This is a genomic window from Pseudomonas sp. AL03 (assembly GCF_029960815.1).
Taxonomy (GTDB): domain Bacteria; phylum Pseudomonadota; class Gammaproteobacteria; order Pseudomonadales; family Pseudomonadaceae; genus Aquipseudomonas.
On record NZ_JASBRE010000003.1, the window covers coordinates 246452 to 271734 of the forward strand.

18 protein-coding genes and 5 pseudogenes are annotated in these 25283 nt (G+C 58.0%); 11 read left to right on the top strand and 12 right to left on the bottom strand.

The window, feature by feature from the left end; translation table 11 throughout:
- Nucleotides 1-31: 31 nt before the first annotated feature.
- From QK293_RS05120 to QK293_RS05130, 3 genes are read left to right on the top strand one after another with little or no spacing between them, the layout of a single operon-like run.
- Entirely contained in the window at nucleotides 32-1768 is a 1737-nt protein-coding gene (locus tag QK293_RS05120; protein WP_282376007.1) for a type I secretion system permease/ATPase, read from the top strand.
- A 6-nt stretch (nucleotides 1769-1774) separates the two neighbouring features.
- Nucleotides 1775-3115, top strand: a complete 1341-nt coding sequence (locus QK293_RS05125; protein ID WP_282376009.1) for an HlyD family type I secretion periplasmic adaptor subunit — start codon at nucleotides 1775-1777, stop codon at nucleotides 3113-3115.
- A 1-nt stretch (nucleotide 3116) separates the two neighbouring features.
- Complete coding sequence (locus QK293_RS05130; protein ID WP_282376011.1) at nucleotides 3117-4445, top strand: TolC family outer membrane protein; 1329 nt, start codon at nucleotides 3117-3119, stop codon at nucleotides 4443-4445.
- Nucleotides 4446-4472: 27 nt separating this feature from the next.
- On the opposite strand, the pseudogene QK293_RS05135 reads toward QK293_RS05130, so the two are convergent.
- Both QK293_RS05135 and mqo read right to left on the bottom strand, forming a co-directional pair.
- Nucleotides 4473-4646 (bottom strand): annotated as a pseudogene (locus tag QK293_RS05135) (gfo/Idh/MocA family oxidoreductase); the annotation flags it as partial.
- 137 nt (nucleotides 4647-4783) lie between these two features.
- Entirely contained in the window at nucleotides 4784-6430 is a 1647-nt protein-coding gene (gene mqo, locus QK293_RS05140; RefSeq protein ID WP_282376013.1) for a malate dehydrogenase (quinone), read from the bottom strand.
- Between the two features lie 386 nt (nucleotides 6431-6816).
- On the opposite strand from mqo, the gene ilvD reads away from it, so the two are divergent.
- Nucleotides 6817-8499 carry a dihydroxy-acid dehydratase gene (ilvD, locus tag QK293_RS05145; protein WP_282376015.1) on the top strand — a complete coding sequence of 561 codons (1683 nt, stop codon included), beginning with the start codon at nucleotides 6817-6819 and terminating at the stop codon, nucleotides 8497-8499.
- Between the two features lie 4 nt (nucleotides 8500-8503).
- Here ilvD and QK293_RS05150 read toward each other — a convergent pair whose 3' ends face one another.
- Complete coding sequence (locus QK293_RS05150) at nucleotides 8504-10117, bottom strand: methyl-accepting chemotaxis protein (protein WP_282376017.1); 1614 nt, start codon at nucleotides 10115-10117, stop codon at nucleotides 8504-8506.
- A 164-nt stretch (nucleotides 10118-10281) separates the two neighbouring features.
- A pseudogene (locus QK293_RS05155) lies at nucleotides 10282-10657 on the bottom strand (phosphatidate cytidylyltransferase); the annotation flags it as partial.
- Between the two features lie 52 nt (nucleotides 10658-10709).
- Between QK293_RS05155 and QK293_RS05160 the strand changes: the two are divergent.
- The 3 genes and pseudogenes from QK293_RS05160 to QK293_RS05170 all read left to right on the top strand — a co-directional run.
- Nucleotides 10710-11111, top strand: coding sequence for a GFA family protein (locus tag QK293_RS05160; RefSeq protein WP_282376018.1), 402 nt, complete (start codon nucleotides 10710-10712; stop codon nucleotides 11109-11111).
- 156 nt (nucleotides 11112-11267) lie between these two features.
- Complete coding sequence (msrA, locus tag QK293_RS05165) at nucleotides 11268-11774, top strand: peptide-methionine (S)-S-oxide reductase MsrA (protein ID WP_282376019.1); 507 nt, start codon at nucleotides 11268-11270, stop codon at nucleotides 11772-11774.
- Nucleotides 11775-11944: 170 nt separating this feature from the next.
- Nucleotides 11945-12082, top strand: a pseudogene (locus QK293_RS05170) (peroxiredoxin); the annotation flags it as partial.
- A 61-nt stretch (nucleotides 12083-12143) separates the two neighbouring features.
- Here the strand turns inward: QK293_RS05170 and QK293_RS05175 are convergent.
- From QK293_RS05175 to QK293_RS05195, 5 genes are all read right to left on the bottom strand, one after another.
- Nucleotides 12144-13652: a tripartite tricarboxylate transporter permease gene (locus QK293_RS05175; RefSeq protein ID WP_282376020.1), complete on the bottom strand. Its 1509-nt coding sequence runs from the start codon at nucleotides 13650-13652 to the stop codon at nucleotides 12144-12146.
- Between the two features lie 24 nt (nucleotides 13653-13676).
- Nucleotides 13677-14171: a tripartite tricarboxylate transporter TctB family protein gene (locus QK293_RS05180; protein ID WP_282376021.1), complete on the bottom strand. Its 495-nt coding sequence runs from the start codon at nucleotides 14169-14171 to the stop codon at nucleotides 13677-13679.
- On the bottom strand, nucleotides 14168-15145 hold the full coding sequence (locus tag QK293_RS05185; protein WP_282376022.1) for a tripartite tricarboxylate transporter substrate-binding protein: 978 nt from the start codon (nucleotides 15143-15145) through the stop codon (nucleotides 14168-14170). The genes QK293_RS05180 and QK293_RS05185 overlap by 4 nt, the downstream gene beginning before the upstream one ends.
- A 554-nt stretch (nucleotides 15146-15699) precedes the next feature.
- A complete protein-coding gene (locus QK293_RS05190) occupies nucleotides 15700-16788 on the bottom strand; it encodes a polyamine ABC transporter substrate-binding protein (RefSeq protein WP_282376023.1) in 1089 nt (362 codons plus the stop codon).
- A 54-nt stretch (nucleotides 16789-16842) separates the two neighbouring features.
- Nucleotides 16843-18087 (bottom strand): FAD-binding oxidoreductase, encoded by a 1245-nt coding sequence (locus tag QK293_RS05195; RefSeq protein WP_282376024.1) that lies wholly within the window; start codon nucleotides 18085-18087, stop codon nucleotides 16843-16845.
- Here QK293_RS05195 and QK293_RS05200 point away from each other — a divergent pair.
- Nucleotides 18081-18661: pseudogene (locus tag QK293_RS05200) on the top strand (LysR substrate-binding domain-containing protein); the annotation flags it as partial. The gene QK293_RS05195 and the pseudogene QK293_RS05200 overlap by 7 nt on opposite strands.
- On the opposite strand, the gene QK293_RS05205 reads toward QK293_RS05200, so the two are convergent.
- Nucleotides 18658-18879, bottom strand: a complete 222-nt coding sequence (locus tag QK293_RS05205) for a hypothetical protein (protein ID WP_282376025.1) — start codon at nucleotides 18877-18879, stop codon at nucleotides 18658-18660. The pseudogene QK293_RS05200 and the gene QK293_RS05205 overlap by 4 nt on opposite strands.
- A 194-nt stretch (nucleotides 18880-19073) precedes the next feature.
- On the opposite strand from QK293_RS05205, the pseudogene QK293_RS05210 reads away from it, so the two are divergent.
- The 3 genes and pseudogenes from QK293_RS05210 to QK293_RS05220 all read left to right on the top strand — a co-directional run.
- Nucleotides 19074-19414: pseudogene (locus tag QK293_RS05210) on the top strand (alpha/beta fold hydrolase); the annotation flags it as partial.
- 232 nt (nucleotides 19415-19646) lie between these two features.
- The gene (locus QK293_RS05215) at nucleotides 19647-20831 is read left to right on the top strand and encodes an acetyl-CoA C-acyltransferase family protein (RefSeq protein WP_282376026.1); all 1185 of its coding nucleotides are present in this window, start codon (nucleotides 19647-19649) and stop codon (nucleotides 20829-20831) included.
- Between the two features lie 576 nt (nucleotides 20832-21407).
- Nucleotides 21408-22832: an undecaprenyl-phosphate glucose phosphotransferase gene (locus QK293_RS05220; RefSeq protein WP_282376027.1), complete on the top strand. Its 1425-nt coding sequence runs from the start codon at nucleotides 21408-21410 to the stop codon at nucleotides 22830-22832.
- 58 nt (nucleotides 22833-22890) lie between these two features.
- Here QK293_RS05220 and QK293_RS05225 read toward each other — a convergent pair whose 3' ends face one another.
- Entirely contained in the window at nucleotides 22891-24012 is a 1122-nt protein-coding gene (locus QK293_RS05225; protein ID WP_282376030.1) for a glycosyltransferase family 61 protein, read from the bottom strand.
- An 84-nt stretch (nucleotides 24013-24096) separates the two neighbouring features.
- Complete coding sequence (locus tag QK293_RS05230; RefSeq protein WP_282376031.1) at nucleotides 24097-25239, bottom strand: hypothetical protein; 1143 nt, start codon at nucleotides 25237-25239, stop codon at nucleotides 24097-24099.
- Between the last annotated feature and the right edge of the window lie 44 nt (nucleotides 25240-25283).

Sequence of the window (25283 nt, forward strand, 5' to 3'; positions counted from 1 at the left end):
GCAAACGGCTTTTCGAAGAGGGGTCACCCAAATGCACAAACAGTCGAGCAGTCGATCCGAACTGGCTGACGCGCTTTTTCGACTTCGCCGCAGTTTTTACTCGCTGGCAGGGTTCAGCGGCGTCATCAACGTCATGATGTTGACGCCTGCCGTGTACATGCTGCAGGTTTATGATCGGGCGTTGGTCAGTCGCAACGTCACAACGTTGACGATGTTGACCATTCTGGTGATAGGCCTGTTCTTGCTGATGGCCACGCTGGAAATGTTCCGCACCCGCGTGCTGATCCGGGTCGGCAACTGCCTCGACATGGACCTCAATCGACGCATTTTCACCGCAGCATTCGAGCGCAACCTGAACCGCGCCGGAGGTAATCCGGCCCAGGCCCTGCAGGATCTCGCGCAGGTGCGTCAGTTCCTCACCGGCAATGGCCTGTTCGCTTTCTTTGATGCGCCATGGACGCCGATCTACCTGCTGGTCGCCTATCTGATCCACCCGCTGCTCGGACTGATCACGCTGATCGGCTCGCTGATTCTGGTGGGCCTGGCTTATCTCACCGAGAAGGCGACGCAAAAGCCGCTGGCCGAAGCCAATCAGGCCGCCCTCTCCTCCGCCAGCTACGCCAACAACAACCTGCGCAACGCTGAAGTCATCGAGGCCATGGGCATGCTGCCGTCGATCGGCAAACGCTGGTACCAAAGCCATTTGCGCATTCTGGAAATGCAGACCCTGGCCTCCGACCGTGCCGCCCTGATCAGCAGCACCGGGCGCTTCGTGCGTATCACATTGCAGTCGCTGATCCTCGGCGCCGGCGCGCTGCTGGCGATCGAAGGCAAGATCACCCCCGGGATGATGATTGCTTGCTCGATCCTCACCGGCCGCGCGCTGGCCCCGGTGGAACAAGTCATCGCGTCGTGGAAGCAGCTGCTGGGTTGCCGTTCGGCTTGGGGCCGGTTGAACGAGATGCTGAACGAGTATCCGCGCCGGCCACCGAGCATGTCGCTGCAGCGGCCGCTGGGCATGCTGGCGGTGGAGAATGTATATGCCGGTGCCCCCGGCACCAGCAACACGATTCTGCGCGGGGTGAGCTTCAATCTTTCCCCCGGCGAAAGCCTTGGCATTATCGGTCCATCCGCCTCGGGCAAATCCACCCTCGCCCGCCTGTTGGTCGGCGTCTGGCCGGCACAGGCCGGCAAGGTGCGCCTGGACGGTGCGGACGTATTCACCTGGAACAAGGGCGAACTTGGCCCCTGGCTCGGTTACCTGCCACAGGACGTGGAGCTGTTCGAGGGCACCATCGCCGACAACATAGCGCGCTTTGGCGAAGTGGACAGCGACGCGGTCATCCGGGCCGCCAGGACGACTGGAGTGCACGAGATGATCCTGCGTTTAGCGCAGGGTTATGAGACCCGTCTGGGCACCGATGGCAGCCCGCTTTCCGGTGGCCAGAAGCAACGCATCGCCTTGGCCCGCGCGCTGTATGGAGAACCCAATCTGATTGTGCTGGATGAGCCGAACGCCAACCTCGACGACGTCGGTGAAAAGGCCTTGGTCGATGCGTTGGCCCAACTCAAAAATCGCGGCGCCACCGTCATTCTGATTTCCCACCGTCCCAATGTGCTCTGCGCCGTCGATAAGGTGCTGATGCTGCGCGACGGCGGCGTGCAGATGCTCGGCACTCGCGACGAAGTATTCGCAGCGCTGCGCAAGGCCACTGTGATGCCTGCAGGCGCGTCGACTCCGCTGGCCTCCGTCAAAGCACGGGAGTGACTGATCATGCAAATGAGCCAACAAACCGAGATGATTCAGATCGATCCCAGGAACGAGGTGGATCTGGACGTCGGTAAACCCGTGCGCTGGGGCATGTTGCTGGTGCTCGCCGGCTTCGGCGGCTTCCTCCTGTGGTCCTGGCTGGCGCCGCTGGATGCCGGCGTGGTAGCGACCGGCACGGTCAAAGTCACCAGCAATCGCAAAGCCGTGCAGCATCTGAGCGGCGGCACCGTGGAGGCCATTCTTGTTCGCGAAGGCGATGCCGTGAAAAAAGGCCAGGAGGTGGTCCACCTCGACTCGCTGCGTGCCGTTGCCGAACAGGGTGCGGTCAGCGCCCAGTACATCGTCAGCAAGACGGTGGAAAACCGCCTGGAAGCGGAACGTGACGGCCGGGATGTGGTGAACTACGATCCTGAATTGCTCAAGCGCTTCGGGAATGACCACCGCCTGGTGGCCGCCATGGATCTGCAACAACGCCTGCTGGACACCCGGCGCGCCGGCCTCGCTGGCGAAATCAGCATCCTGCAGGAAAACCTCGCGGCGTCGGCGGTGCAGCTCAAGGGACTGCAGCAGGTCTATGGCTCCCGCGCCTCGCAGATCAACTTCCTCAACCAGGAACTGAAAGGCACCCGCGTGCTGGCGGCCGAAGGCTATGTGCCGCGCAACCGCCTGCTTGAGCTGGAACGCAGCAATGCCGACCTCTCCGCCGGCCAGGCCGAGAACCTCAACAACATCGCTCGCGTACGTAGCCAGACCACCGAAATCAAGCTGCGCATCCTGCAGCGCCAACACGATTACCAAAAGGAAGTCGAATCGCAGCTCACCGACACCGCCAAGGAAAACACCACCCTGGCCGACCGCTTGCGTGCGCTGGACTATGAAGTGACCCACACGGTAATTCGCTCGCCGATCGATGGCATGGTCCAGTCCCTGAGCATTGCGACCATCGGCGGAATCATTCAGCCCGGCTTCAAGATCATGGAAATCGTTCCGGACAATGAACCGCTGCAGGTCGACGCGATGATTCCGGTGCAGGCGATCGACAAGATGGTCCCCGGCCTGGCCGTGGACATTGCCTTCCCGGCCTTCAACCATTCCCAGACGCCGAACATACCCGGCCGCGTGAAAACCGTTTCCGCCGACCGCCTGCTCGACGAGGAAAGCAAGGAACCGTTCTACCTGGCTCAGGTAGAAGTCACTCCCGATGGTATGAGCCTGCTTGGCAGCAATCACATTCGTCCCGGCATGCCCGCCAGCGTCACCATCAAGACGGGCGAGCGCAACCTGATGAGCTATCTCCTCAAACCAATGCTCGAACGTGTCGACAGCTCCTTCAAGGAACAATGAAATGGACCGTCATTGCCTGTTCTTCTGCCTGCTGGCGCTGTCCCTCCCGGCCAGCGCCATGGACCTCAAACAAGCCTGGGATCTGTTGCAGTACCAGGGCCCCGTCTACCGCGCCGCTGTGCATGAAAAAGACGCCGGCCTGGAAAACCGCGCCATCGGCCAGGCCGGCCTGCTACCGCAGATCAGTGCCTCGGCCTACGACAACAAGGTCAATGGTACCCAGCGCCAGAGCGGCGTCGAAAGGGATCTCGACTACGACTCCAAGGGCGCTAACGTGCGCTTGCGCCAGCCACTGTTCAACAAACAGAAAATGGCCGAGTACCGCCAGGGTAAACAGCGTGCGGACTACAGCGTCGCGGTGTTCGATGCCAAGAGTCAGGACGCCGCGGTGCGCCTCGCCGAAAGCTATTTCGACGTGCTTTTGGCCAGCGAAACCATCGTCCTCGCCAAGTCCAAGCTGAGCGCCTTCGATGAGCAACTCGCCTCGGCGAAACGGCGCATGGAGCTGGGGGCCGGCACCGTCACCGACATCGACGAGTCGGTCGCTCGCCGCGACCTCGCCGCGGTTGAGCTGATCGAAGCGCAGGACAACCTGGTCAACGCGCGCCGCAAGCTTGAGGAATATATCGGTGAAACCCCCGAATCCCTGACCACCTTGCGTCCGAGCTTCAATACGCCACCGCTGCTACCGAGCAACCTGCAGGACTGGTTGGTCAAAGCCCAGAGCGACAGCCCGCTGATCCATGCGCGCCGTCATAGCAGCGACCTCGCCGAAGAAGAAGTGAAACGCGCCAGGGCCGGCCACTGGCCAACATTGGATTTCGTTGCCGGCTACACCGCGGGCGATAGCCAATCAATCTCCGAGCTCAATCAACGCAACCGCTACGGCTCAATCGGGCTGGAAGTAAACTTCCCGTTGTACAACGGTGGTGGCACCAGCGCGTTGACACGCCAGGCGAGTGCCAATAGCTATAAGGCCCTGGACGAACTCGACGCCACGCGCCAGGAAGTCATCTCCGGCACCACCCGTGAGTATCGCGGCGTACAGAGCGGCGCCACACGTATTCAAGCGCTGGAGAGGGCCGTGGAGTCCAACGAACGCTCGCTGACTTCGACACGCAAAGGCTTCAAAGAAGGAGGCACCAGCACCAACTCGGATGTCCTCAATGCCGAAGAGCTGCTCTTCGTTGCGCGCCACGATCTGTTCGAGGCCAAGCTGCGCTACTTGATGTCGCGCCTGCGCCTGGCCTCTTCGGTGGGCAGTCTGGGCGACGACGATATCGACCACATCAACGACTACCTCGGCCCGGAACTGTTGGTCACCCACTGACGTTCACAATCTCAGCATGAGACCTGGGCCGTTTTCGAGCAGCTCGCTCAGGGACTGAAAGTTCGCTACCACGGCGCAGGGCTGCCCTTGCGTTGCGACAGATACCAACAGGATCGCGGAGTTGGCGTTGATTGCTGGAACGTGTTGATCCTGGGCGATCTTGCCGTTGCCCACCAGACCGAGACGGATCGGTTGCTTCAATGACTCGCGACCGATCAGCGCAGTCGTCAATCGCCCAGACAATCGCGGATTTGCGCGGCCAACACGTGCTGAATACCAGACACAAAAAAGCCCACTGACCGCTACCGGTTCAGTGGGCTTTTCGATTACGCCTCTAGTTACAGAGCCATATCACGAGCAGCATTAGCCTTCGGCGCCTTAGGCGCTTCGGCCGGAGCAGCAGTCGGGGCTACCGCCCGACCCATCACCGGCGGCGGAGTCAGCTGCAACACCTTGGCGGTGTAAGCCCACTCCTGTGCAACCTTCTCAGGACTGCCATTGAGCTGAGTGCCATAACTCGGCACGATCTGATGCAGCTTTTCCTGCCAGGCAGGCGATGCAACCTTGTCCTTGAACACTTTCTGCAGCACGGTCAGCATGATCGGTGCAGCAGTCGAAGCGCCCGGCGATGCGCCCAGCAAACCAGCAATGGTGCCGTCTGCGGAAGCAACGATTTCAGTACCCAACTTCAGCACGCCACCGGCAGCTTCATCACGCTTGATGATCTGCACGCGCTGGCCGGCTTGCCACAGGCGCCAGTCTTCAGCCTTGGCGTTCGGGAAGTATTCTTTCAGGGCGTTGAGGCGGTCTTCGTCAGACAGCATCAGTTGGCCAGCAAGGTACTCGACCAGCGGGTATTCCTTGATGCCGACTTTGGTCATTGGCCAAACGTTGTGCGTGGTGGTGGTGGTCAGCAGGTCCAGGTACGAGCCTTCTTTCAGAAACTTGGTGCTGAAGGTCGCGAATGGGCCAAACAGGATGACGCGCTTGCCGTCCAGGACACGGGTGTCCAGGTGCGGAACCGACATTGGCGGTGCGCCAACGGAGGCTTTGCCGTAGGCCTTGGCCAGGTGTTGCTCGGCGAGGGTCGGGTTTTCGGTGACCAGGAACGAGCCGCCCACCGGGAAGCCTGCGTATTCCTTGGCTTCAGGAATGCCGGACTTCTGCAGCAGGTGCAGTGCACCACCGCCCGCGCCAATGAACACGAACTTGGCGTCGGTGTCGGATTTGCTGCCGTCTTTCAGGTTTTTGTAGCTGACGCGCCAGCTGCCGTCGTCGTTCTTGGTGATGTCTTGCACTTCGCTGGACAGTTTCAAGTCGAACTTTGGCGTGGTCTGCAGGTGCGCAACAAACTGGCGGGTGATCTCGCCAAAGTTGACGTCGGTACCGACCGGACTCCAGGTGGCCGCGATTTTCTGGTTCGGGTCACGCCCTTCCATCATCAGTGGAACCCACTGCTTGATAACAGCCGGGTCTTCGGAGTACTGCATGCCGGCGAACAGCGGGCTCGCTTGCAGGGCTTCGTAACGCTTTTTCAGGAACTTGATGTTGTCATCGCCCCACACAAAGCTCATGTGCGGCGTGGAGTTGATGAACGAACGCGGGTTTTTCAGCACGCCCTGCTGAACCTGCCAGGCCCAGAACTGACGGGAGATCTGGAAGGCTTCGTTGATTTCAACGGCTTTCGGGATCTGAACGTTACCCTTGTCGTCTTCCGGGGTGTAGTTCAGCTCGGCCAGGGCGGAGTGACCGGTACCGGCGTTGTTCCAGCCGTTGGAACTTTCCAGGGCGACGCCGTCGAGGCGCTCGATCATTTCCATCGAAGTGCCGGGTTCCAGCTCGTTGAGCCAAACACCCAGGGTCGCGCTCATGATGCCGCCGCCGATCAGCAGCACATCGACTTTCTTTGCCTCTTCCGCGTGAACGGACGTGATCCCCATCGACAAAGCCAGCCCCAGCAGGGCCGTGTTCATTTTTTTAAACATGTGTAGCACCTATGATAAAACGCCATCCGCCCTTCCATCTTCACTTACGAGCCCCTTGTTTACGGCATTCAGGCAGGATGTCGTGGGTTCTCGCACATGACGATTGGAGGGTGGGCACACAAGGCCGACGTGTCTCCATCGACCTCAGTTTATATGTCCCTACTGAACTGACTTTTTATCATTATTGGCTTCAGCTACTTGAGCGACAGTGATTCTGTTGGCGCGTCTCAAGGACGCGCAAACTGAATAGGTCAAAGCAAGTTGAGGCGAAGAATATCACGACCGGACAAACCCGCGCGTCTGTTGCCGACTTGATAGTCCGGGCACGGGCGCCGGGTCCACTATACTGATTCTGATTTTTCTCGATGAGCCGGTGAGGAGCAGTCATGAGCGACAAAGACGATTTGCGCAAATATTCCTCCCAAGTGGTCGACGGCGTGGAACGCGCGCCCGGCCGCGCGATGCTGCGGGCCGTGGGTTTCACGGACGAAGATTTCAAAAAACCGCAGATCGGCATCGCCTCCACATGGGCGATGGTCACGCCCTGCAACATGCACATCGACAAGCTGGCCATTGAAGCCGAAAAAGGCGCGAATGCTGCCGGCGCCAAGGGCGTCATTTTCAACACCATCACCATTTCCGACGGCATCGCCAACGGCACTGAAGGCATGAAGTATTCGCTGGTGTCGCGTGAAGTTATCGCCGATTCCATTGAAGTCGTCGCCGGCTGCGAAGGCTTTGACGGTCTGGTGACCGTAGGCGGTTGTGACAAGAACATGCCGGGCTGCCTGATCGGTATGGCGCGGCTGAATCGCCCTTCCATCTTCGTCTATGGCGGCACCATCCGGCCGGGCGCCGGCCACACCGATATCATCTCCGTGTTCGAGGCCGTGGGCCAACATGCACGCGGGGATATCAGCGAAATTCAGGTCAAGCACATCGAGGAAGTGGCGATTCCCGGCCCCGGTTCCTGCGGCGGCATGTACACAGCCAACACCATGGCGTCCGCCATTGAGGCGTTGGGCATGAGCCTGCCCGGTTCCAGCTCTCAGGACGCCGTCGGCAGCGACAAGGCCTCGGACAGCTTCCGCGCTGGCCAGCAGGTGATGGAGCTGCTCAAGCTGGACCTCAAACCGCGCGACATCATGACCCGCAAGGCCTTTGAAAATGCGATTCGGGTGGTGATCGCCCTCGCCGGCTCGACCAATGCCGTGCTGCATCTGCTGGCCATGGCGCATGCCGTGGATGTCGAGCTGACGCTGGATGATTTCGTCGAGCTGGGCAAGGTTTCCCCGGTGGTGGCCGACCTGCGCCCCAGCGGCAAATACATGATGAGTGAACTGGTTGCCATCGGCGGCATCCAGCCGCTGATGAAGCGCATGCTCGCCGCCGGCATGTTGCATGGCGATGCGCTGACGGTCACCGGCAAAACGCTGGCCGAAAACTTGGAAAACGTACCCGATTACCCCGAGGATCAGGACGTGATCCTGCCCTTCGACCAGCCGATCAAAAAGGACTCGCACTTGGTGGTGCTGCGCGGCAACCTCTCGCCCACCGGCGCGGTGGCCAAGATCACCGGCAAGGAAGGCCTGCGCTTTGAAGGCACGGCTCGTGTGTATCACGGCGAGGAAGGTGCGCTGGCCGGCATTCTCAACGGCGAAGTCAAGGCCGGCGATGTGATCGTGATCCGCTACGAAGGCCCCAAGGGAGGGCCTGGCATGCGCGAAATGCTTTCGCCAACGTCAGCGGTCATGGGCAAGGGGTTGGGCAAGGACGTTGCGCTCATCACCGACGGCCGTTTCTCCGGCGGTTCACATGGGTTTGTGGTGGGGCATATCACGCCCGAAGCCTTTGATGGCGGGCCGATCGCGCTGATTGAAGACGGCGATAAGATCACCATCGACGCCGAAACACGGCAGATTACGGTCGATGTCTCCGACACCGAACTGGCCGAGCGCAAAACCCGCTGGGTGCGCCCGGAATCCAAGTACAAACGCGGGGTGTTGGCCAAGTACGCGAAGACCGTGTCCAGCGCCTCGGAAGGCGCCGTCACGGATAAATACCTCTAACGCCTCAAAGCCGAAACCGATCCACCGACTGCGAGAGTTTGCCCGCCAGGGTGGACAGCTCATCGGTGGTGGTGGCGGTCCGGCCAATGACCTTGCTGTTGTCTTCGGACATGCCAGCAATCATCTCCACCTGATGGGCGATTTCGTTGCTGGCCAGGCTCTGCTCACCAATCGTGCGGGTGATGTCATTGACCAGTTGAGTGGTGTTCAGCGTGGCGTCGAGGATTTCGCGGATGGCGCGCTCGACGTCGGCGGTCACGGCCATGCCTTTGTCGACCTGCGCCACGCCCGCCTCCATGCTGGTCACCGCCTCGCGGGTGCTTTGCTGAATGCGTGAAACCATCGTGGCAATTTCCTGGGTGGAGGCGCTGGTGCGTCCCGCCAGGCTCCGTACTTCATCGGCCACCACGGCAAAACCACGCCCTTGCTCACCGGCGCGAGCCGCTTCGATCGCGGCGTTGAGCGCCAGCAGGTTGGTTTGATCGGCGATGCCCTTGATCACCTGGATGATGCTGAAAATCCCCTCGGACTCCTTGTCCAGCGTGCGGATCACCTGGGCCGATTGCTGCGCCGAACGCGCAATACCGTCCATGTCGTTGACCACCTGATGGATCACCCGACCGCCATCCTTGGCCAGTGCCTCGGCCTGATTGGCCATGTTCAGCGCCCGCTCGGCATGCCGGGTGATTTCCTCGATGCTCGCGGTCATTTCGCTGGCTGCAGCGGCCATGGTGCTGGCCGCTACGCTTTGCTGCTGGCTGCTACCGGCCACTTCGTGACAGCCACTGCTCAATTGCTCACTCATGCCACTCACGCCGTGGGCGTTGCTGCGCACGACTTCGATCATGCCGCGCAGGTCGCGCTGCATGGTCGCCAGGCTGCGAATCAGGGCGCTGGCTTCGTCCTGCTGAGTCGGCTCGACAATCGGTTCGCTCAGGTTGCCATGGGCGATGCTGTTGGCGATGCGGCTGGCGGTCTGCAACGGGCCCATGATGCTCAGAATCACCCAGCGGCCTTGGGCGAGCAGCAGTAACAGGCTGGCGATGAGTACGCTGCCAAGGGTGAAGTTGGCGTTGCTGATGACTTTTTGAGTGCCGGCGCTGGTCTGTTGGGTGTTGGTTTCGATCAGTTCACTGAGGGCGGCCATCTGGTCTTCCAGCTGGCTGAACGCAGTATTGAAGGTGCCCAGATCTTTTTGAGCAGCCTCCGGATTTTCCAGCGCCAACCCGACGATCCGTTCGGCTGCGCTGATGTAGTTGTCGAGGCTTGGCTTGATCTTGTTCAGGCCCGTTTTGATGGTGTCGTTGACCGGCAGTTTGAGGTTTTCACCGAGCATGTTACGAAAGTGCGCCGCATGTTCCTCGATGGAACTGCGCACCTCGGCTTTGCTGCTGGTGCTTTTGCCCAAGCCCACCACCATCGCGGACAGCACGTCGGCGCGTAACGCGTCGTGCATCATGTCGGCTTCGAGGTGATTACGCAGCGCAGTCATGCTGACCTCGTTGTCATTCACCGCTGCAGCCATCTGGGTGTTTCCCAGATAACTGACCAGGCTCATGATCAATGCGGTGAGCAGGCCGGTGCCAATCAGCAGAATCAAACGTAATTTTATGGACACTCTGTGGATCCTCTCTCGGCACGTTTGTCAGTTGCGTAATGCCAACTGCGGATTGGTTTGCTGAAGAGGCTATCGGCTGGCGCGAGCGGTTATTTAAGCGAATTTCCATACGCGCATGTCTTTACGACATGCGGTATTTCTTGCCGGTTTTGATTGCCCCCTGATCAAGCAGCAGAGAAGAAGTATCGCGTGAGGTGAAAGAAGATCGGCGCCGCGAAGCAAATCGAGTCCATCCGGTCGAGCATGCCGCCGTGGCCTTTGATCATGGTCCCCCAGTCCTTGGCGCTCAAACTGCGTTTGATCGCCGACATGACCAACCCACCCAGGAAACCCATCACCACGATGACGAACGACATCATCAGTGACTGCCAGGAGCTGAAGGGGGTCATCCAGAACATGCACCCGCCAATCAGTGTTGCAAGACAGGCCTCCACCCACCAGCCCCTCCACCGTTTTTGACGGACTCACCAGCGGCGCGACCTTGTGCTTGCCGAAGAGCTTCCCAAACACGTACTGCAACACGTCACTCAACTCGCCAACCCCCGCACCAGACCGCTACAGTGACGCGACCGACACCTGAGAAACGATGAACATGGATGGACTTCACCAAGGAAGTTGCCTGTGCGGCGCAGTAAAATATCGTGTGGCCGCCGAGCTGAAAGCGGTTACCCATTGCCATTGCAGCAAATGTCGCAAGGGCCACGGGGCAGCGTTCGCAACGTATGCAAGCGCGCTCAGGTCAGCGATTACGGTCATTTCGGGCGTCGAAACGCTGAAAACCTATCACTCGTCTGAAGGCGTCGCCCGACAGTTCTGTAGCGACTGCGGCTCTTCGCTATTCTGGTCTGATTCCAAGGGCGCATTTTCGGAGTGGATGTCAGTGGCTATAGGCACGCTGGATACGCCGTTTTTGAGTGAGAAACAGAAACACGTATGTGTCGATTCAAAAGCGCCGTGGTACGCAATCGAAGATCAGTGGCCCAGGACGGGGTGAGCGCATCAGCCAATCAGCTCAGGGGTTATCTGCGGGCCCTCGACACGACCTGGGTGTTGGGCATGGCTGATTGGGAAGCGCTGGACCGCCGTGTTGCTGAATCGTGGTTATGATCAATGCGGCGAAGCTAAATTCACTGATGGGAGGGACCGTACTATGACGACGCGAACTGAAACTGCCATCCTGGCCGGTGGTTGCTTCTGGGGCATGCAGGATTTGCTAAGACGCTACCCCGGCGTGGTGTCCACGCGGGTAGGCTACTCGGGCGGTGATGTGCCCAACGCGACTTACCGCAACCATGGCACACACGCGGAAGCGATCGAGATCGTGTTCGATCCGGACCAGATCACCTATCGTCAGATACTCGAATTTTTCTTCCAGATCCACGATCCGACGACGAAGAATCGTCAGGGTAACGATGTGGGTATGAGCTACCGCTCAGCACTCTTCTATCTCGACGACGAACAGAAACAGGTGGCCGAGGACACAGTGGCCAACGCTGATGCATCCGGCCTCTGGCCCGACAAGGTCGTCACTGAAATCCTGCCCGCAGGCCCGTTCTGGGAAGCAGAGCCGGAACATCAGGACTACCTCGAACACTATCCCAACGGTTACACCTGCCATTTCATTCGGCCAGACTGGAAACTGCCCAAACGAGGGTGATGGTGAGGTCAAAAGCGGTCCCGCCGACGGCTGTCGGCGAGACCGTTGCTGCCCCGGGTGATTTGTAACGCTCTGTATTTTCGTTGGCGATCTTACACAGCGATACATAACCCCCGGATCAGGACACATACGCAGTACATGAAGGTGAAAAAGTGGGTGGCGTCGCAAACCTGCAGGCGCGCCTCAATGTAAGCCTTCCGGGCCTGGACCCTGCTGTCGCACGGGCGGTGGTGGATGGCGCCCACCAGAGGTGCCCGTACTCCAAAGCGACCCGTGGCAACATCGACGTCACGATCACTCTGGTTTAACCAAAACACCCTGTGCGGCCTGCCTTCCCGGCAGGCTGTGCTGGCAATTGCTGCAAGCCGCTCAGTCGTCCTCATGCAACTTGATACCGCGAGCGTGAAGCAGATGCGGGACCACCAGCACCAGCAGCGTTAGCGCGAGGAACGAGGCTGCAATGGGTTGCGTCACAAATACCAGCCAGTCTCCCTCGCTGATGGACAAGGCGTTGCGCAGCTGCTTCTCAGCCATGGGCCCGAGCAGCATGCCGACGATCACGGGCGCGACGGGAAAATCGAAACGGCGCATCAGCACGCCGCCCCAACCAATCGCCAGCATCAGCAACAGATCGAAGGAAGAATGGCGCATGCCGTACACGCCGATGGTGGCAAACACCAGAATGCCGGCGTTCAGGTACGGCCGAGGAATTTGCAGAAGCTTGACCCAAAGGCCCACCAACGGGAGGTTCAACACTAACAGGATCACGTTGCCGATATACAGCGAGGCCAGCAGGGTCCAAACCAACTCCCCCGACGTCTGGAAAAGCATCGGCCCCGGTTGCAGGCTGTAGTTCTGGAACGCGGCCAACAGAATCGCCGCAGTGGCGGACGTCGGTATGCCGAGCGTCAGCAGCGGTACCAAAGAACCCGTCGCGCTCGCGTTGTTGGCCGCCTCGGGACCGGCAACCCCCTCAATCGCGCCCTCGCCCTTGCTGCCAGCAAACTCTTTCGGGTATTTGCTCAGTTTGCGTTCCGCCGAATAGGACAGGAACGTCGGAATTTCAGCGCCACCAGCCGGAATCGAGCCGAATGGAAAACCGATCAACGTGCCCCGTAGCCAGGCGGGAACCGATCGTTTCCAGTCAGAGCGCGTCATCCACAGCGAGGTCAAGCGGTGCCGACCGGTCGCTTCTTCCTTTTGATAAAGCAGGCTGTACAAGGCCTCGCCCACTGCAAACAACCCGACCGCCACGAGCACGACTTCGATGCCATCAACCAACTCCGGCACCTCCAAGGTGTAGCGGGCAATGCCCGAGGTCGAGTCCAGGCCAATCAAGCCGATGGTCAATCCAATCCCGAGCGAGGCGAAACCGCGCAGCATTGAAGCGCCGAGTACCGCAGACACCGTCGTGAAGGACAGCACCAGAATCGCGAAATACTCTGCAGGACCAAACTTGAGCGCCAGCGTGGCGACAATGGGGGCAAACAGGGTCAGCAACACCGTCGCGATGGTGCCGGCCACAAATGAGCCTATCGCAGCCGTTGCCAAGGCCGGCCCCGCCCGACCATTGCGGGCCATGAGATTGCCTTCCAAGGCCGTGACCATGGAGGAAGATTCACCGGGCGTATTGAGCAGAATAGAGGTGGTGGAGCCGCCAAACTGCGCGCCGTAATAGATACCGGCGAACATGATCAAGGCGCCCGTTGGATCGACCTTGGCGGTAATCGGCAGCAGCAGCGCAACGGTCAGCGCCGGTCCAATACCCGGCAAGACACCAATGGCGGTGCCGAGCAAACAGCCGATAAAGCCCCACATCAAATTGATCGGTGTCAGCGCAGCGGAAAAACCAATGGCCAGGTTCGCGAGAGTTTCCACCTTGTTGACCTCCTTCGGCCCGGGTCAGATCCAGGCGTTGACAAGGGGCGGCAGGGAAACCCCTAGCCCGGCGTTGAACAGCCAGTAAATCGGCAGGGTCAAGGCCATGCCAATGGCGAGGTCGCGCACCGGACGGCGACTGCCAAAACCCCGTGCCGAACAGGTGAACAGCAGCGCGGCCGCCAAGACGAACCCGATGAGGTTGATCAGCATGGCCACCCCCACAAGCCCCGCAGTTACCCAGGCTGCGCCGAGTTTGCCGCCGGGCAGCGCTTTGGCAGATTCGTCGCTGTGGTCTGCCAACTCGCGCAAACCACCGGTGATTGCCTGATAACACAGCAACAGACCGACGCCCCCCAGGAACACCGCGACGGCGTACGGATAGACGTGGGCCCCCAGGATGACGAACCCCATTTCGGGAGGAAACCGAAACGCGCCGAACGCCAACATTGCGCTGATGGCTATCACTGCGGCGCCGATCGCCAGTTGTACCGGCACTATTGCGCGAGGCTGGGTCATTTCGAGATCAGCCCGACTTCGACCAGCATCGCACGCAGCCGCACGTGCTCTTCGTCGACAAATTTGCCGAACTCATCGCCGGTCAGAATGTTGGGTGACCATTTGTTGGTGTCGATATTTTCTTTCCAGACCTTGCTGTTGGCAGCGGCCACGACGGCGTCGGTCACTGCTTTGCGCTGCTCAGGCGTGAGATTCGCGGCACCGTAAACACCACGCCAATTGCCGATGGTCACGTCGTAGCCTTTCTCCTTGAGGGTCGGTGCATCGATGCCTTCAATGCGTTCCGGCGCGCCGATGGCGAGTACACGGAACTGGCCGTTTCGGATGTATTGGCCCAGCTCGGCATAACCACCGGTGATTACCTTGATCTGCCCGCCCAAGGCCTGAGCAACGACTTCACCCCCACCCGCGAAGGCGACGTAATTCACCTTGTTGACCGGAACACCTATTTTAGCGGCCAACTCGGCAATACCGATGTGATCGATCGACCCCTTGGAGCCACCACCCCAGGCGATACTGGTCGGCTTGTCTTTGAAGGCTTTCAGCAAGTCCTCCAGGGTTTTGAACTCAGACTCCTTACGGACGGCAATCACGTTGTATTCGGTAAAAAGCCGGGCAATCGGCGTCACGTCCTTCAAGGTAATTGGCGGCTTGTTCTGTTCAATGGCAGCGACCATGATCGCGCCGACAACGAGCAGCGCATCCGGATCGCCCTTGGTGCTGTTGGCGAACTGCGCCAGCCCCAACGTCCCCCCTGCTCCGCCCTTGTTCTCGAAGGTCGTGGATTTGGCCGCGTTGGCCTCGATCAAGGCTTTCCCCAGGACCCTGGCGGTCTGGTCATAACCGCCACCCACAGAACCTGGGGCCATGAATTTGACGGTGTCCAGCGCAAAGGCCGGTGTCACGAGCGCAGCAACGGTAACGGTAACGGCCGTTGCGATGCAGCGGCTGAATCGACGGAACAAAGCGGACATGAGTTGTCTCCCGATTGCATTGTTTTTATAGGTGCCGGGGGAACGTCGATCAGGAAAAAAAACCTGCTCAATGAACATTGGCCTGCGGATAAGCGTAGGCCATGGTTAGGGAGACGGCATTCTACGAATTCGCTATCGTCATTCGACTATAGAACCGGACCCGTTCAAACCAGGAAGGCGAGTACATGGCCAACACTTATGCCAATGACCGCAGCAGCGCGTGGTCGGTGTTTCTCATCTTCCTGGACCTCACCTGAGCCACTCATACCCAAGGATGAGGCGTTAATACCTAGATGTTCGCGTAAACAACCTTCGCATAAGTGACGGGAGTTTTGAGCCCATTAAGACGCCGCATCGCCCCGTTGGCGCGCGAAGCGCCCCCCCCAAAATCTGCCACCAAGGTGTGCCTGATACACCGCATGCAATGGTTTTACGACTGCTGCACTCGAGCGCGGACCGGCGAACGGGGGCAAGCCCCCTCGCCACAGGATGTTCACCAGACTCAAGATCTACGTTAGCGGACTGGAATCAGCCACCCAGCGCACCCTCAGTCATCAGGTATTGGTTTTCAACTTGGTCCACAGACGGGTAGTCAACCGTGCAATGGCAGCGGGGAGTTCCTCGACGGTGAACAACTTGTCCAACACATTCGTCGGCGGGTAAATCGCCAGGTCCTGCTTCACGGCCGGAACAACATACTGATCCGCCGCAAGGTTGGGGTTGGCGTAATGGATGCTGTTGCTGATGTTGGCAATGACTTGAGGCGTCAGCAGGTAGTTCATGTAGGCGTAGCCATTCTTCTCGTGCGGCGCGCTCTTTGGCATGACCACCATGTCGAACCACAGGGTGGAGCCTTCGTCAGGGATGGAATAGGCGATGTCGATGCCGTTGTTGGCTTCCTTGGCGCTGGCGGCCGCCTGCACGATGTCGCCATTGAAACCGATCACCGCGCAGACATTGCCGTTCGCCAAATCGCTGATGTACTTGGAGGCGTGGAAATACTGGACGTAAGGTCTGATCTTGAGTAACGCCTGCTCGGCTTTCTTATAGTCCGCAGGCTCATGGCTGTGGGAAGGAAGGCCCAGGTAATTGAGGGTGATCGGCAGGACCTGCGTTGGGTTATCGATAATCGCCACACCGCACTGGCTCAGCTTTTTAATGTTGTTTTCATCAAAAAACAGATCCCAGGAATGGGTGACATCGGTGTTGCCGAAGATCGCCTTGATCTTCTCGACGTTGTAGCCAATACCCGCCGTGCCCCACATGTATGGATAACCGTATTGGTTGCCCAGGTCATTGACCTCGAGTTTTTTCATCAGCGCCGGGTCAAGGTTTTTCCAGTTGGGCAGCTGGCTTTTATCGAGCTTTTGAACGGCCCCGGCTTTTATCAATCGCGACAGAAAATGGTTCGAAGGGCTCACCACGTCATAGCCGGTGTTGCCAGTCATCAGCTTGGATTCCAGCACTTCGTTGCTGTCGTGAATGTCGTACGTTGCCTTGATCCCCGTTTCCTTGCTGAACGTGGGCAGGGTGTCGTCGGCGATGTAGCCGTTCCAGTTTGAAATATTGACGACTTCGTCGGCGTAAGCGGCTGCCGAAAATGTTGCCAGCACGACCATCAGGGAAATGTTATTGACGCGCATGTTCAATCACCGTGTGTTTGATGAGTTTTTATTGTTTTTTGATCGCCGGGGTTTCTAGATTTCTGTTTTGGCCCTGACCGCCTCCACGCGCATTCGAAGCATGGCACCGATATCGAGCAAGGGACGCGGCGGCAGCCAGCCCGGCTGAGCCCTGCGCATCACCGATTCGAGGATGGACGAGCTGGCACCCGACGCCAGTTCGGCGAGCAAGCGCCCCCAAAGGGTGCCGCGTGCAACGCCCGAACCATTGCAGCCGGCCACCGCAAACACGCCTTCGTCGACCTTGGCAAAATACGGTTGCCCGGTGCGCGAAGCGCTCAAGTGTCCGGTCCAGGTGTATTGAATGTCCTGCTCGGTCAACCACGGAAAACGGCGTTGCAAGCCGAGCACATGGTGTTTGCGACGGTGCAGAAGCTCACTGTCGGATAAATCCCGAGAGCGGTATTCCGCGGTGTTGCGGATCATCACGCGGCGGTCCGGGGTCAGTCGCACCGTGGCGCCCAGTGGCCGGGTGGACAGCACGCCCCAAGGCTCAACTGCACCGAAGGACTTGAACTCCGCATCGCTGAGTGGTCGTGTGAGGCTGGCGCTGAGTTCCATCGGGAACGTCCCGCTGTCCTCTATCCCTGAGCGCGGGATGAACGCGTTCAGGCACACCAGGACTTGCCTGGCCTCAATGCTTCCATCGATGCCATTGGCGCGAATACGCCCTTTACCCAAACGCTCCAGGCCGGTGATATCGGTGTTCTCAAACAGGGTCACCGTGTCTGGCAGCGTATCCAGCAGGCCTTTCACGTATTTCGCGGGTTGCAGCAGTGCGTTGCCGTTGCCGCACCAGATCGCCGCCCGGTAATGCGCGGTGCCCAGTCTTTTGCTCAGCGACTCACCTTCCAGAAAGTCCGCAGAGGCGCCGACAGCGCGTAGCGTTGCCAGTTTGGCCGCGACATCGGTCAGCTTGCCAGGATCGTTGACGGCGAAGTAGTATCCGGATTCACTTAATTCGCACTCAATGCCAAGACGAGCGATGCGCCGGCGCACTTCGTCACTGGCGGCACGGGAAATCGAGGTATCGACTTCAAAACCGGCAACCCCCGGGTTGCCGATCAGCTCATCCTTGACCGGATGCTCGTGACCCACCACGAAGCCCGAATTGCGCACCGAAGCCCCCTGTGCAGCCCGTTGCCTGTCGACAATCACGATCCGCGTCTGAGGATGCATTTCCGCGAGTGTGTGAGCAGCGCACAGCCCGGTGATACCAGCACCGACAATCAGCCAATCGGCTTTTTGCGGGCCTGCCAAAGTTGAGCGAGTTCTATCGAAGTCATCCGCAGGTTTCGCTGTCGATCGAAACCGTGGCCACGGAAGTGGTCGAGCCGGCCATCGACAGCGACGCCTACATCCTCTATCTGCCCGAGCCGTCCAGCGATCCTGACTGCCTGACTTTGTTCGAGGAGGCGCTGGTACCGGCTGCGCCCCCGGCCTGGGCAACACGGCCCAGCCGTTGGAGTCGGTGGCAGACCTCGTACGTTTCCCGCTGTTGCATCGCTCGGCGGACAAGCACGACTGGGTCCAGTGGCTGTCAGCCAATGGCGGCAAGTCACTCGAGGACTACCGCCACATCCCTTTCAACCTTGACGAGTTGGCGCTCGATGCCGCGGCGCGAGGGCTGGGCGTTGCCATGACTGACCTGACCCTGGCAGGCGAATCAATCGAACGAGGCGTGCTCGTCGTTCCGTTCGGCAACCCCTTGAAGACCCGGGGTATTTACGCCTTGAACCTGCAACCTTCCGCCACCTCTCATCCAGCCTGCTCGCTGATCATGCAGTGGTTCGCCCAACAGGCCGAACAGCAAGCCAGAGAAGTTGAGCACTAGGTGCCTCGTCCCAACCCCTCTGTCGCATTTGCAAAAGCCGCGCTCGCCGCTTGAACCAGCTTGCGCCATTCAACGCTGTTGATGAGTCCGGTACGTTCCATCTCATCGGCGGCCTTGAGCAATTCGTCGTACTGCTCTTCAGCATCCATCCGGATTTCGGGCTCTTTCAGGAGCTGGTACCAGGCCGCGAGGGCTTCCCTCTTTTGATCATCACTCATGCTCGAACTCCCAAAGACAGTCTTCGTTTGGAAGTTTTCTCATGGGTGGCCGTTCCTCGATTCCGACGTACGGCAGTCATGCAAACACGCGAGCCATGCATTACAACCGTGTCGTTGCGTTGTCAGCGTAGCCAGCACCCTTACTTCCTCTGCCTGATCCCGCCAGCCTGTTGATGCTGGGCACCGGTTCCGCCATGGCCAGCAGCATCGCGCCGGTCAAGGCCAACAACGTCGTTCTGGTGTACGGTTCCTGGGCCGATGGCCCGAGCTGGTCGGACGTGATCACCCGGTTGCAGGCCGCCGGCTTGCACGTCACGGCGGTGCAAAACCCGTTGACCTCGGTCACCGACGACGTCGCCGCCACCCAACGCGTACTCGATCAACAAGACGGCCCGACCGTGCTGGTCGGCCACTCCTACGCTGTCACCGTGGTCAGTGAAGCCGGGGTCATCCGAAAGTCAGCACATTGGTTTACGTCGCGGCCCGGGCACCGGACGCTGGCGAGGACTTCGTCGCGCTGTCGGCCAAATACCCGCGAACGCTCGGTCCACTCCAATGGCCTGGGCCTGTCGATCGTGGCGACAATCATGCAGCTGCACAATGCGGTGTTCAGGTGGATCTAAAATCTACTTCATCTGAAATGGCAAAAAACACCACCCCCCTTGAGCAGTTTTGGCATAGGCCAATAACGTTGCCGACTCTAGACTCGCCCTACAATAAACGTACTGAAACACAATCGAATCCAGGACTGTTCCAGGGGAACCCGCATGAATCCATCCGACATTTTTGTTATCAGCGCCGTCCGCTCGGCCATCGGCAGCTTTGGCGGTTCGCTCAAAGATGTACCGCCCATTCAATTAGCGACTGACGTTTGCCGCGCCGCCATTGAACGATCAGGGTTGGCCCCTGAACACATCGGTCACGCAGTGATGGGCCATGTGATCCCGACGGAAGCACGTGACGCCTACATCTCGCGCGTGGTGGCGATGAACGCCGGCCTGCCGAAAGAGACGCCAGCCTTCAACGTCAACCGCCTCTGCGGTTCTGGCTTGCAGGCGATTGTCAGCGCCGCGCAAAGTTTGATGTTGGGTGATGCAGGTGCTGCATTGGCCGGTGGCGTCGAGTCCATGAGCCGCGGCGCGTATCTGTTGCCGCAGGCACGCTGGGGCGCACGGATGGGTGATATGCAAGCCATCGACTACATGCTCGGTGCTCTGCACGATCCGTTTGCCGGTTTCCATATGGGTATCACCGCGGAAAATATCGCCGAACGCTATGGCATCACTCGCCAGGCCCAGGATGAACTGGCGCAGGTCAGCCAACAACGGGCTGCCCGGGCCATTGCCGAAGGCCGGTTCATCGAGCAGATCGTGCCGATCGAAGTGGCGTCTCGCAAAGGTACTGTAACGTTTGCGACGGACGAGCATGTCCGGGCAGATGTCAGTGCCGAGCAATTGGGCAAGATGAAACCTGCGTTCAAAAAAGACGGCAGCGTCACCGCCGGCAACGCGTCGGGACTAAATGATGGTGCCGGCGCACTGATCATGGCCACAGGTCAGATGGTTCGCGAGCACGACCTCAAGCCGATGGCCCGACTGGTCGGTTACGCCCATGCCGGTGTTGAGCCTGAACTGATGGGATTAGGACCGATTCCCGCGACCCGCCTGGTCCTCAAACGCGCCGGCCTGACCATTGCCGACCTGGATGTCATCGAGTCCAACGAAGCATTCGCTGCCCAGGCGTGTGCCGTGGCACAGGAACTGGGCTTCGACCCGGAGAAGGTCAACCCCAATGGTTCGGGGATCTCGCTGGGGCATCCCGTGGGTGCTACCGGCGCGATTATCGCCACCAAGGCCATTCACGAACTGCACCGTGTTCAGGGCCGTTATGCTCTGGCGACCATGTGCATCGGCGGCGGCCAGGGCATCGCCGTGTTGTTCGAACGCGTCTGATCGACCCAAACGCTGACGGCGCCCATTGCGGGCGCCGTCTCGTTTTACCACGATGGAATCAGTGCGCAATGCACACCGATTCCAGCTCGGTATAAGCCTCAATGACCGCACGCCCACGGGCAGGGCTATTCGGTTAGGTTGTGCGCAAGTTAATAGACCGGTGACACCACCAAACGCTTTTAAACAAGCACTCCCGAACACCCAGTGATCGCTGCGCGCCCAGCCTCTCTGCGAATAATCCCGACCACTGACAGAGCACTGACGGCAGACGCCGCGGTGGGCCTTGCCCATTGTCTTCTCAAGCGTTAGCGACAGTCTTGAACTCTGGCGTCAAGCCCCAGCAGCTCGACGTTTCGCAGAAGGTTGACTGAAACCGTGTCGATTGAGTGAATGATTGCACAGTGGTGCTAAAGTGAGAGCACGTCACCAGATTCTCCCAAGTCTGCTAATTTCGATGGTGAAGGGGCTTATCAAAAGTATGAGTAGCTTGCCGGTGACGATAACGCTATCAAGCGTGGGCAATTCAACTGATTCTCTTCATCATTGAGCGCGAGGGAAAGCAAATGAGGTCTGAAAATGATTTTTGAGCCCAACAGTACCCGTTCCGTTCTCCAGCGAAGAAGCAGTACCAGTATCGTTGTTCAGGCCGGTCTCGATTGCGTTGCGGTGACCGGTGTTGCGTGGTTTTTGATCAATTATCATATCGGCTTTATCACGCAGGACTACGTCATCCTGCTCCTGTTGCTGCTTGGGGCGTTGGCCGTGGTGTACGACCACTATGCTATTTACCACAGTAATGTTGGATTTACCGTCAAGGCCTTCAAGCTTTTAAAGGCTTGGACTGCCACATTTGGTTTTCTAGTTGCCATGGCCTTTCTTACCAAACAAAGCGAACAGTATTCGCGTTTGTTGGTGGGGGAGTTATTTGTTATTGGATATTTTGCTCAGCTGCTTTTGCACCTGGCAACACGCGAAATGCAGAAGAAGTTTTTGGCCCACCCGACGCAATTGGAAAATTCGCTTATCATTGGTTCGGGCGAGTTGGCCAACTATCTTCACAAGAAAATAAGCAACAATCCCTGGCTGGGTGAACGTATCGTCGGTTGTGTGTTGATTGGCGCGGACGATGATCGAGGAAAGGAAGTTGTGGAAGGCGCACAACGCCTGGCGATACTGGGTGATATCTCAGACCTTGATGACTTAGTCATCAAACACGCCATTCGTACCGTCTATTTCGTGACCCCTCTGGGCGGCTCAGAGGTTATCCAGGATGTTTATTTAAGGCTGTTCGATAAACACATTTCTGTTAACTGGGTGCCTGATATTTTCTCGTTGCGCCTGATCAACCACAGTGTTCGCGAAATTGCCGGCATTCCCGTGCTGACCTTGTCTGAAACTCCGCTGATGGGGATGCGTCTGTTTTTGAAGAATCTCGAGGACAAAGTCCTGGCCTTTCTCATTTTGGTTCTAGCGACGCCATTTCTGGTAGCAGTCGCCATTGCCATCAAAGTCGATAGCCCCGGGCCCGTGTTCTTTCGTCAGAAACGCATGGGATGGAGTGGAGAAGCTTTTCGGATATGGAAGTTCAGAAGCATGGTCGACCATCAGCCGGAAGACGGCATCGTCAAGCAGGCGCAAAAGAATGATCCGCGCATGACCAGGGTGGGAACCTTTATTCGGCGAACCAGCCTGGATGAGCTACCGCAGTTGTTCAACGTTTTGATGGGGGAAATGTCTCTGGTGGGGCCTCGCCCGCACGCTATTCAACACGACGTACAGTACTCGCCCGACGTCTCGGGCTACTTTGCGCGTCACAACATTAAACCGGGCATCACGGGCCTGGCTCAGGTACGTGGCTATCGTGGTGAAACGAGGGATATAGATCAGATGATCCGGCGTGTTGACTCGGACATTGAATACATCAACAACTGGTCGCTGTGGCTCGATTTCGTCATTCTTGTACGGACTGTGTTTGCCTTCTCCGGCAAACATGCTTACTAGCCCGACATTACTCAGAACACCGGGGTGGCATGCTGCCCCGGTATGAATTCAATAGCTGTCATGACGGAAATAGATCTAGCGTACGTTCAACCTCATCGGGGTCGATACTAAAGCCATTGCCCTCTGGCGTACCGACCACAAAACCAAAATTTTGGTGATCGCGATCCGTTAGATATTTGAAAAAACAGAGGAAGCGATTAGGGGGCTGTAACACTAGCAGCGAACCTCCTGGCCGGAGCACATTAACGCCGTGTATAAGATGACTCCCCTCAATCCCTACCACGGTTCTTGCGCCGGCACAGGCCGCCACGATAGTCGGAACATCGGATTTCGCAGGATCGATAATGCGAAAACCTCTGCGTTCACGCAGACGTTCTGCAAGTTCTATTTCATTGCGTAATAATCGCAATTCACCCGTGCCACCCCGCAGAATGAACACGCCTGGGTGATCGCAAATTTTTACGTGTGAGAGCAACTTTTCACCCATCACACGAAAACGCATGTGCTTATGTCGGTTTTGACATAGATCGTCAAAGATCACGAGCTCACGAAAAAATGCGTTACGTAAACGAACCGGCGTCATACCAAGCAAGTCCTCATATCCGGGGGCGTGAAGTATGCCGGTTGTAACGGTGGAAACAAGGTTGGCAGACAGTGCCGTCGTCACCGGAACGCCTTCGTCGCATGCTATTGGATAGGTTATACAATCATCCATTAACCACGAGCCAAACCATTTGTTCCCTCCCGCCGTACAGTACATCGCACCGCGATCAATTTCGTTTTCTACACGAATCTTTGGTAACCATCCAGCTCTAGGCGACAACGAAGATTTGGCAGTACCTTTGTAGAGGGTGCCATCAATTAACCAGACATCTTTAAGCAGGTAGCCTCGTGTTGGCCCATGTTCAACACACCCGACTCCTTCCATTGTGCGACGGGGATGCTCGTAAGGATAAAAAAGCTCCCCTGCCCATCCCGTCACACGTTCGAGCTGATCGGGAAGGAAAAAAGCGGGTGGAGCCATCGAGATTTCGCCTGGAGCAATTTCCCACGCTTTCACGGCTAGACTTTGCAGCGTTAACGACGGTTTCCGTATAAGTCGTGTTTTAAGAATGTGTTTATACGCAGCAAGGCTCCACTGTGATTGGCCGCCACGGGTCAATGCATTACATTCCGACATATCCACCCCGCCATAATGTGGTTATACAAAAACAGCGTTCAAGGCCAAACACGTCAACCGCACTTCTTTAAATCAGCAACCTATTCAGGTGGATACAATAGTTTCCAGGACAGGGAGTAATGTCAGATGAGCGTAGCGGCTGCGCAAGGTGTCGAGAAGTACCTCTTCCGGTTGTCTGGAACAATGAAGGTATATTTTGAATAGTCCACCAAAACCCATTTCACGATATCGCCCCGCGACCTCCTCATCACTCGGCCCGTCCGGTAACCCAAGATGAAGTGTCAGCTTTTTGCCTTCGACAGCAAATAGAGGTGTCTCCCAAAGAAATTGGGCTGCGCCCTCCTTGGGCAGTCGAACAAAGAAATAGCCGTGGTTGCCCAGCGTATCTACATTACCGCCACGCCGTCTTTTCCACTCGAGAAGTCCGTCGTCCGGGCGTGCCAGGCAAGTTCCGATATCATAATAATCAAAACCATTTTCTATCGCCCACTCAAGCGCCATGAACGTGGTAATCGAGTTAATTTCACGTAACTTTTTAGCATCTGAAAATACAACATTGGGATAGCCGAAACGGACCGTGCTCCAGTAGCGTTTTCCTGCCCGGGTAATTACGCACCCAAGATGGCACGCAACAATTTCATCCTCCAACAGAACTAGATCGAGCCGCCCGGCATTTTTTGCCACCCTTTGAACCTCATGCGATTCAATTTGAGAGGCGGATGCTCCATGCCTGGCGCTGGCATAGGGCTTAAGCATTTCCCGATCTGCGATTTCAATTTCGTCATCGTTCAAGGCCTGTTTCATACGATAGCGCAGCCGATTCTTGCGCAGATTTCGACGTAACTCGGTATTGTACCTGGCCGTAATATCCTCAATTGACCTGCTCAGCGGAACGACAGCACTCAAATATTGAGGGACGTACAATGCACCCAAGGTCGGCATTTCACTGACCCACACCGTCCGGTCTGAGTTATCCAACTTGAACGGGCTATCAACCGCTTGAGATTCAGCGCCCAGTAGAACCTTCACAAATTCCCGCTGTGTTTTCCTGCCCACATAGAGAATGTCATGGGTGCTGTCTTCTCGCAGTTTGAACCTGGCAACTTCCCAGCGCCAAAAACATGCCCTCCCACGTATATCTCGCAGCCAGGCGACAGCTTTCCTTAGCTCAAAGCGAATTGAAGGAGATATTAACTTACGCATGAATGCTGTTATGTATTTTTTCATTTGGTTATCAGTACAATTCAAGGAAGGGCCATTTGAGTTTACAA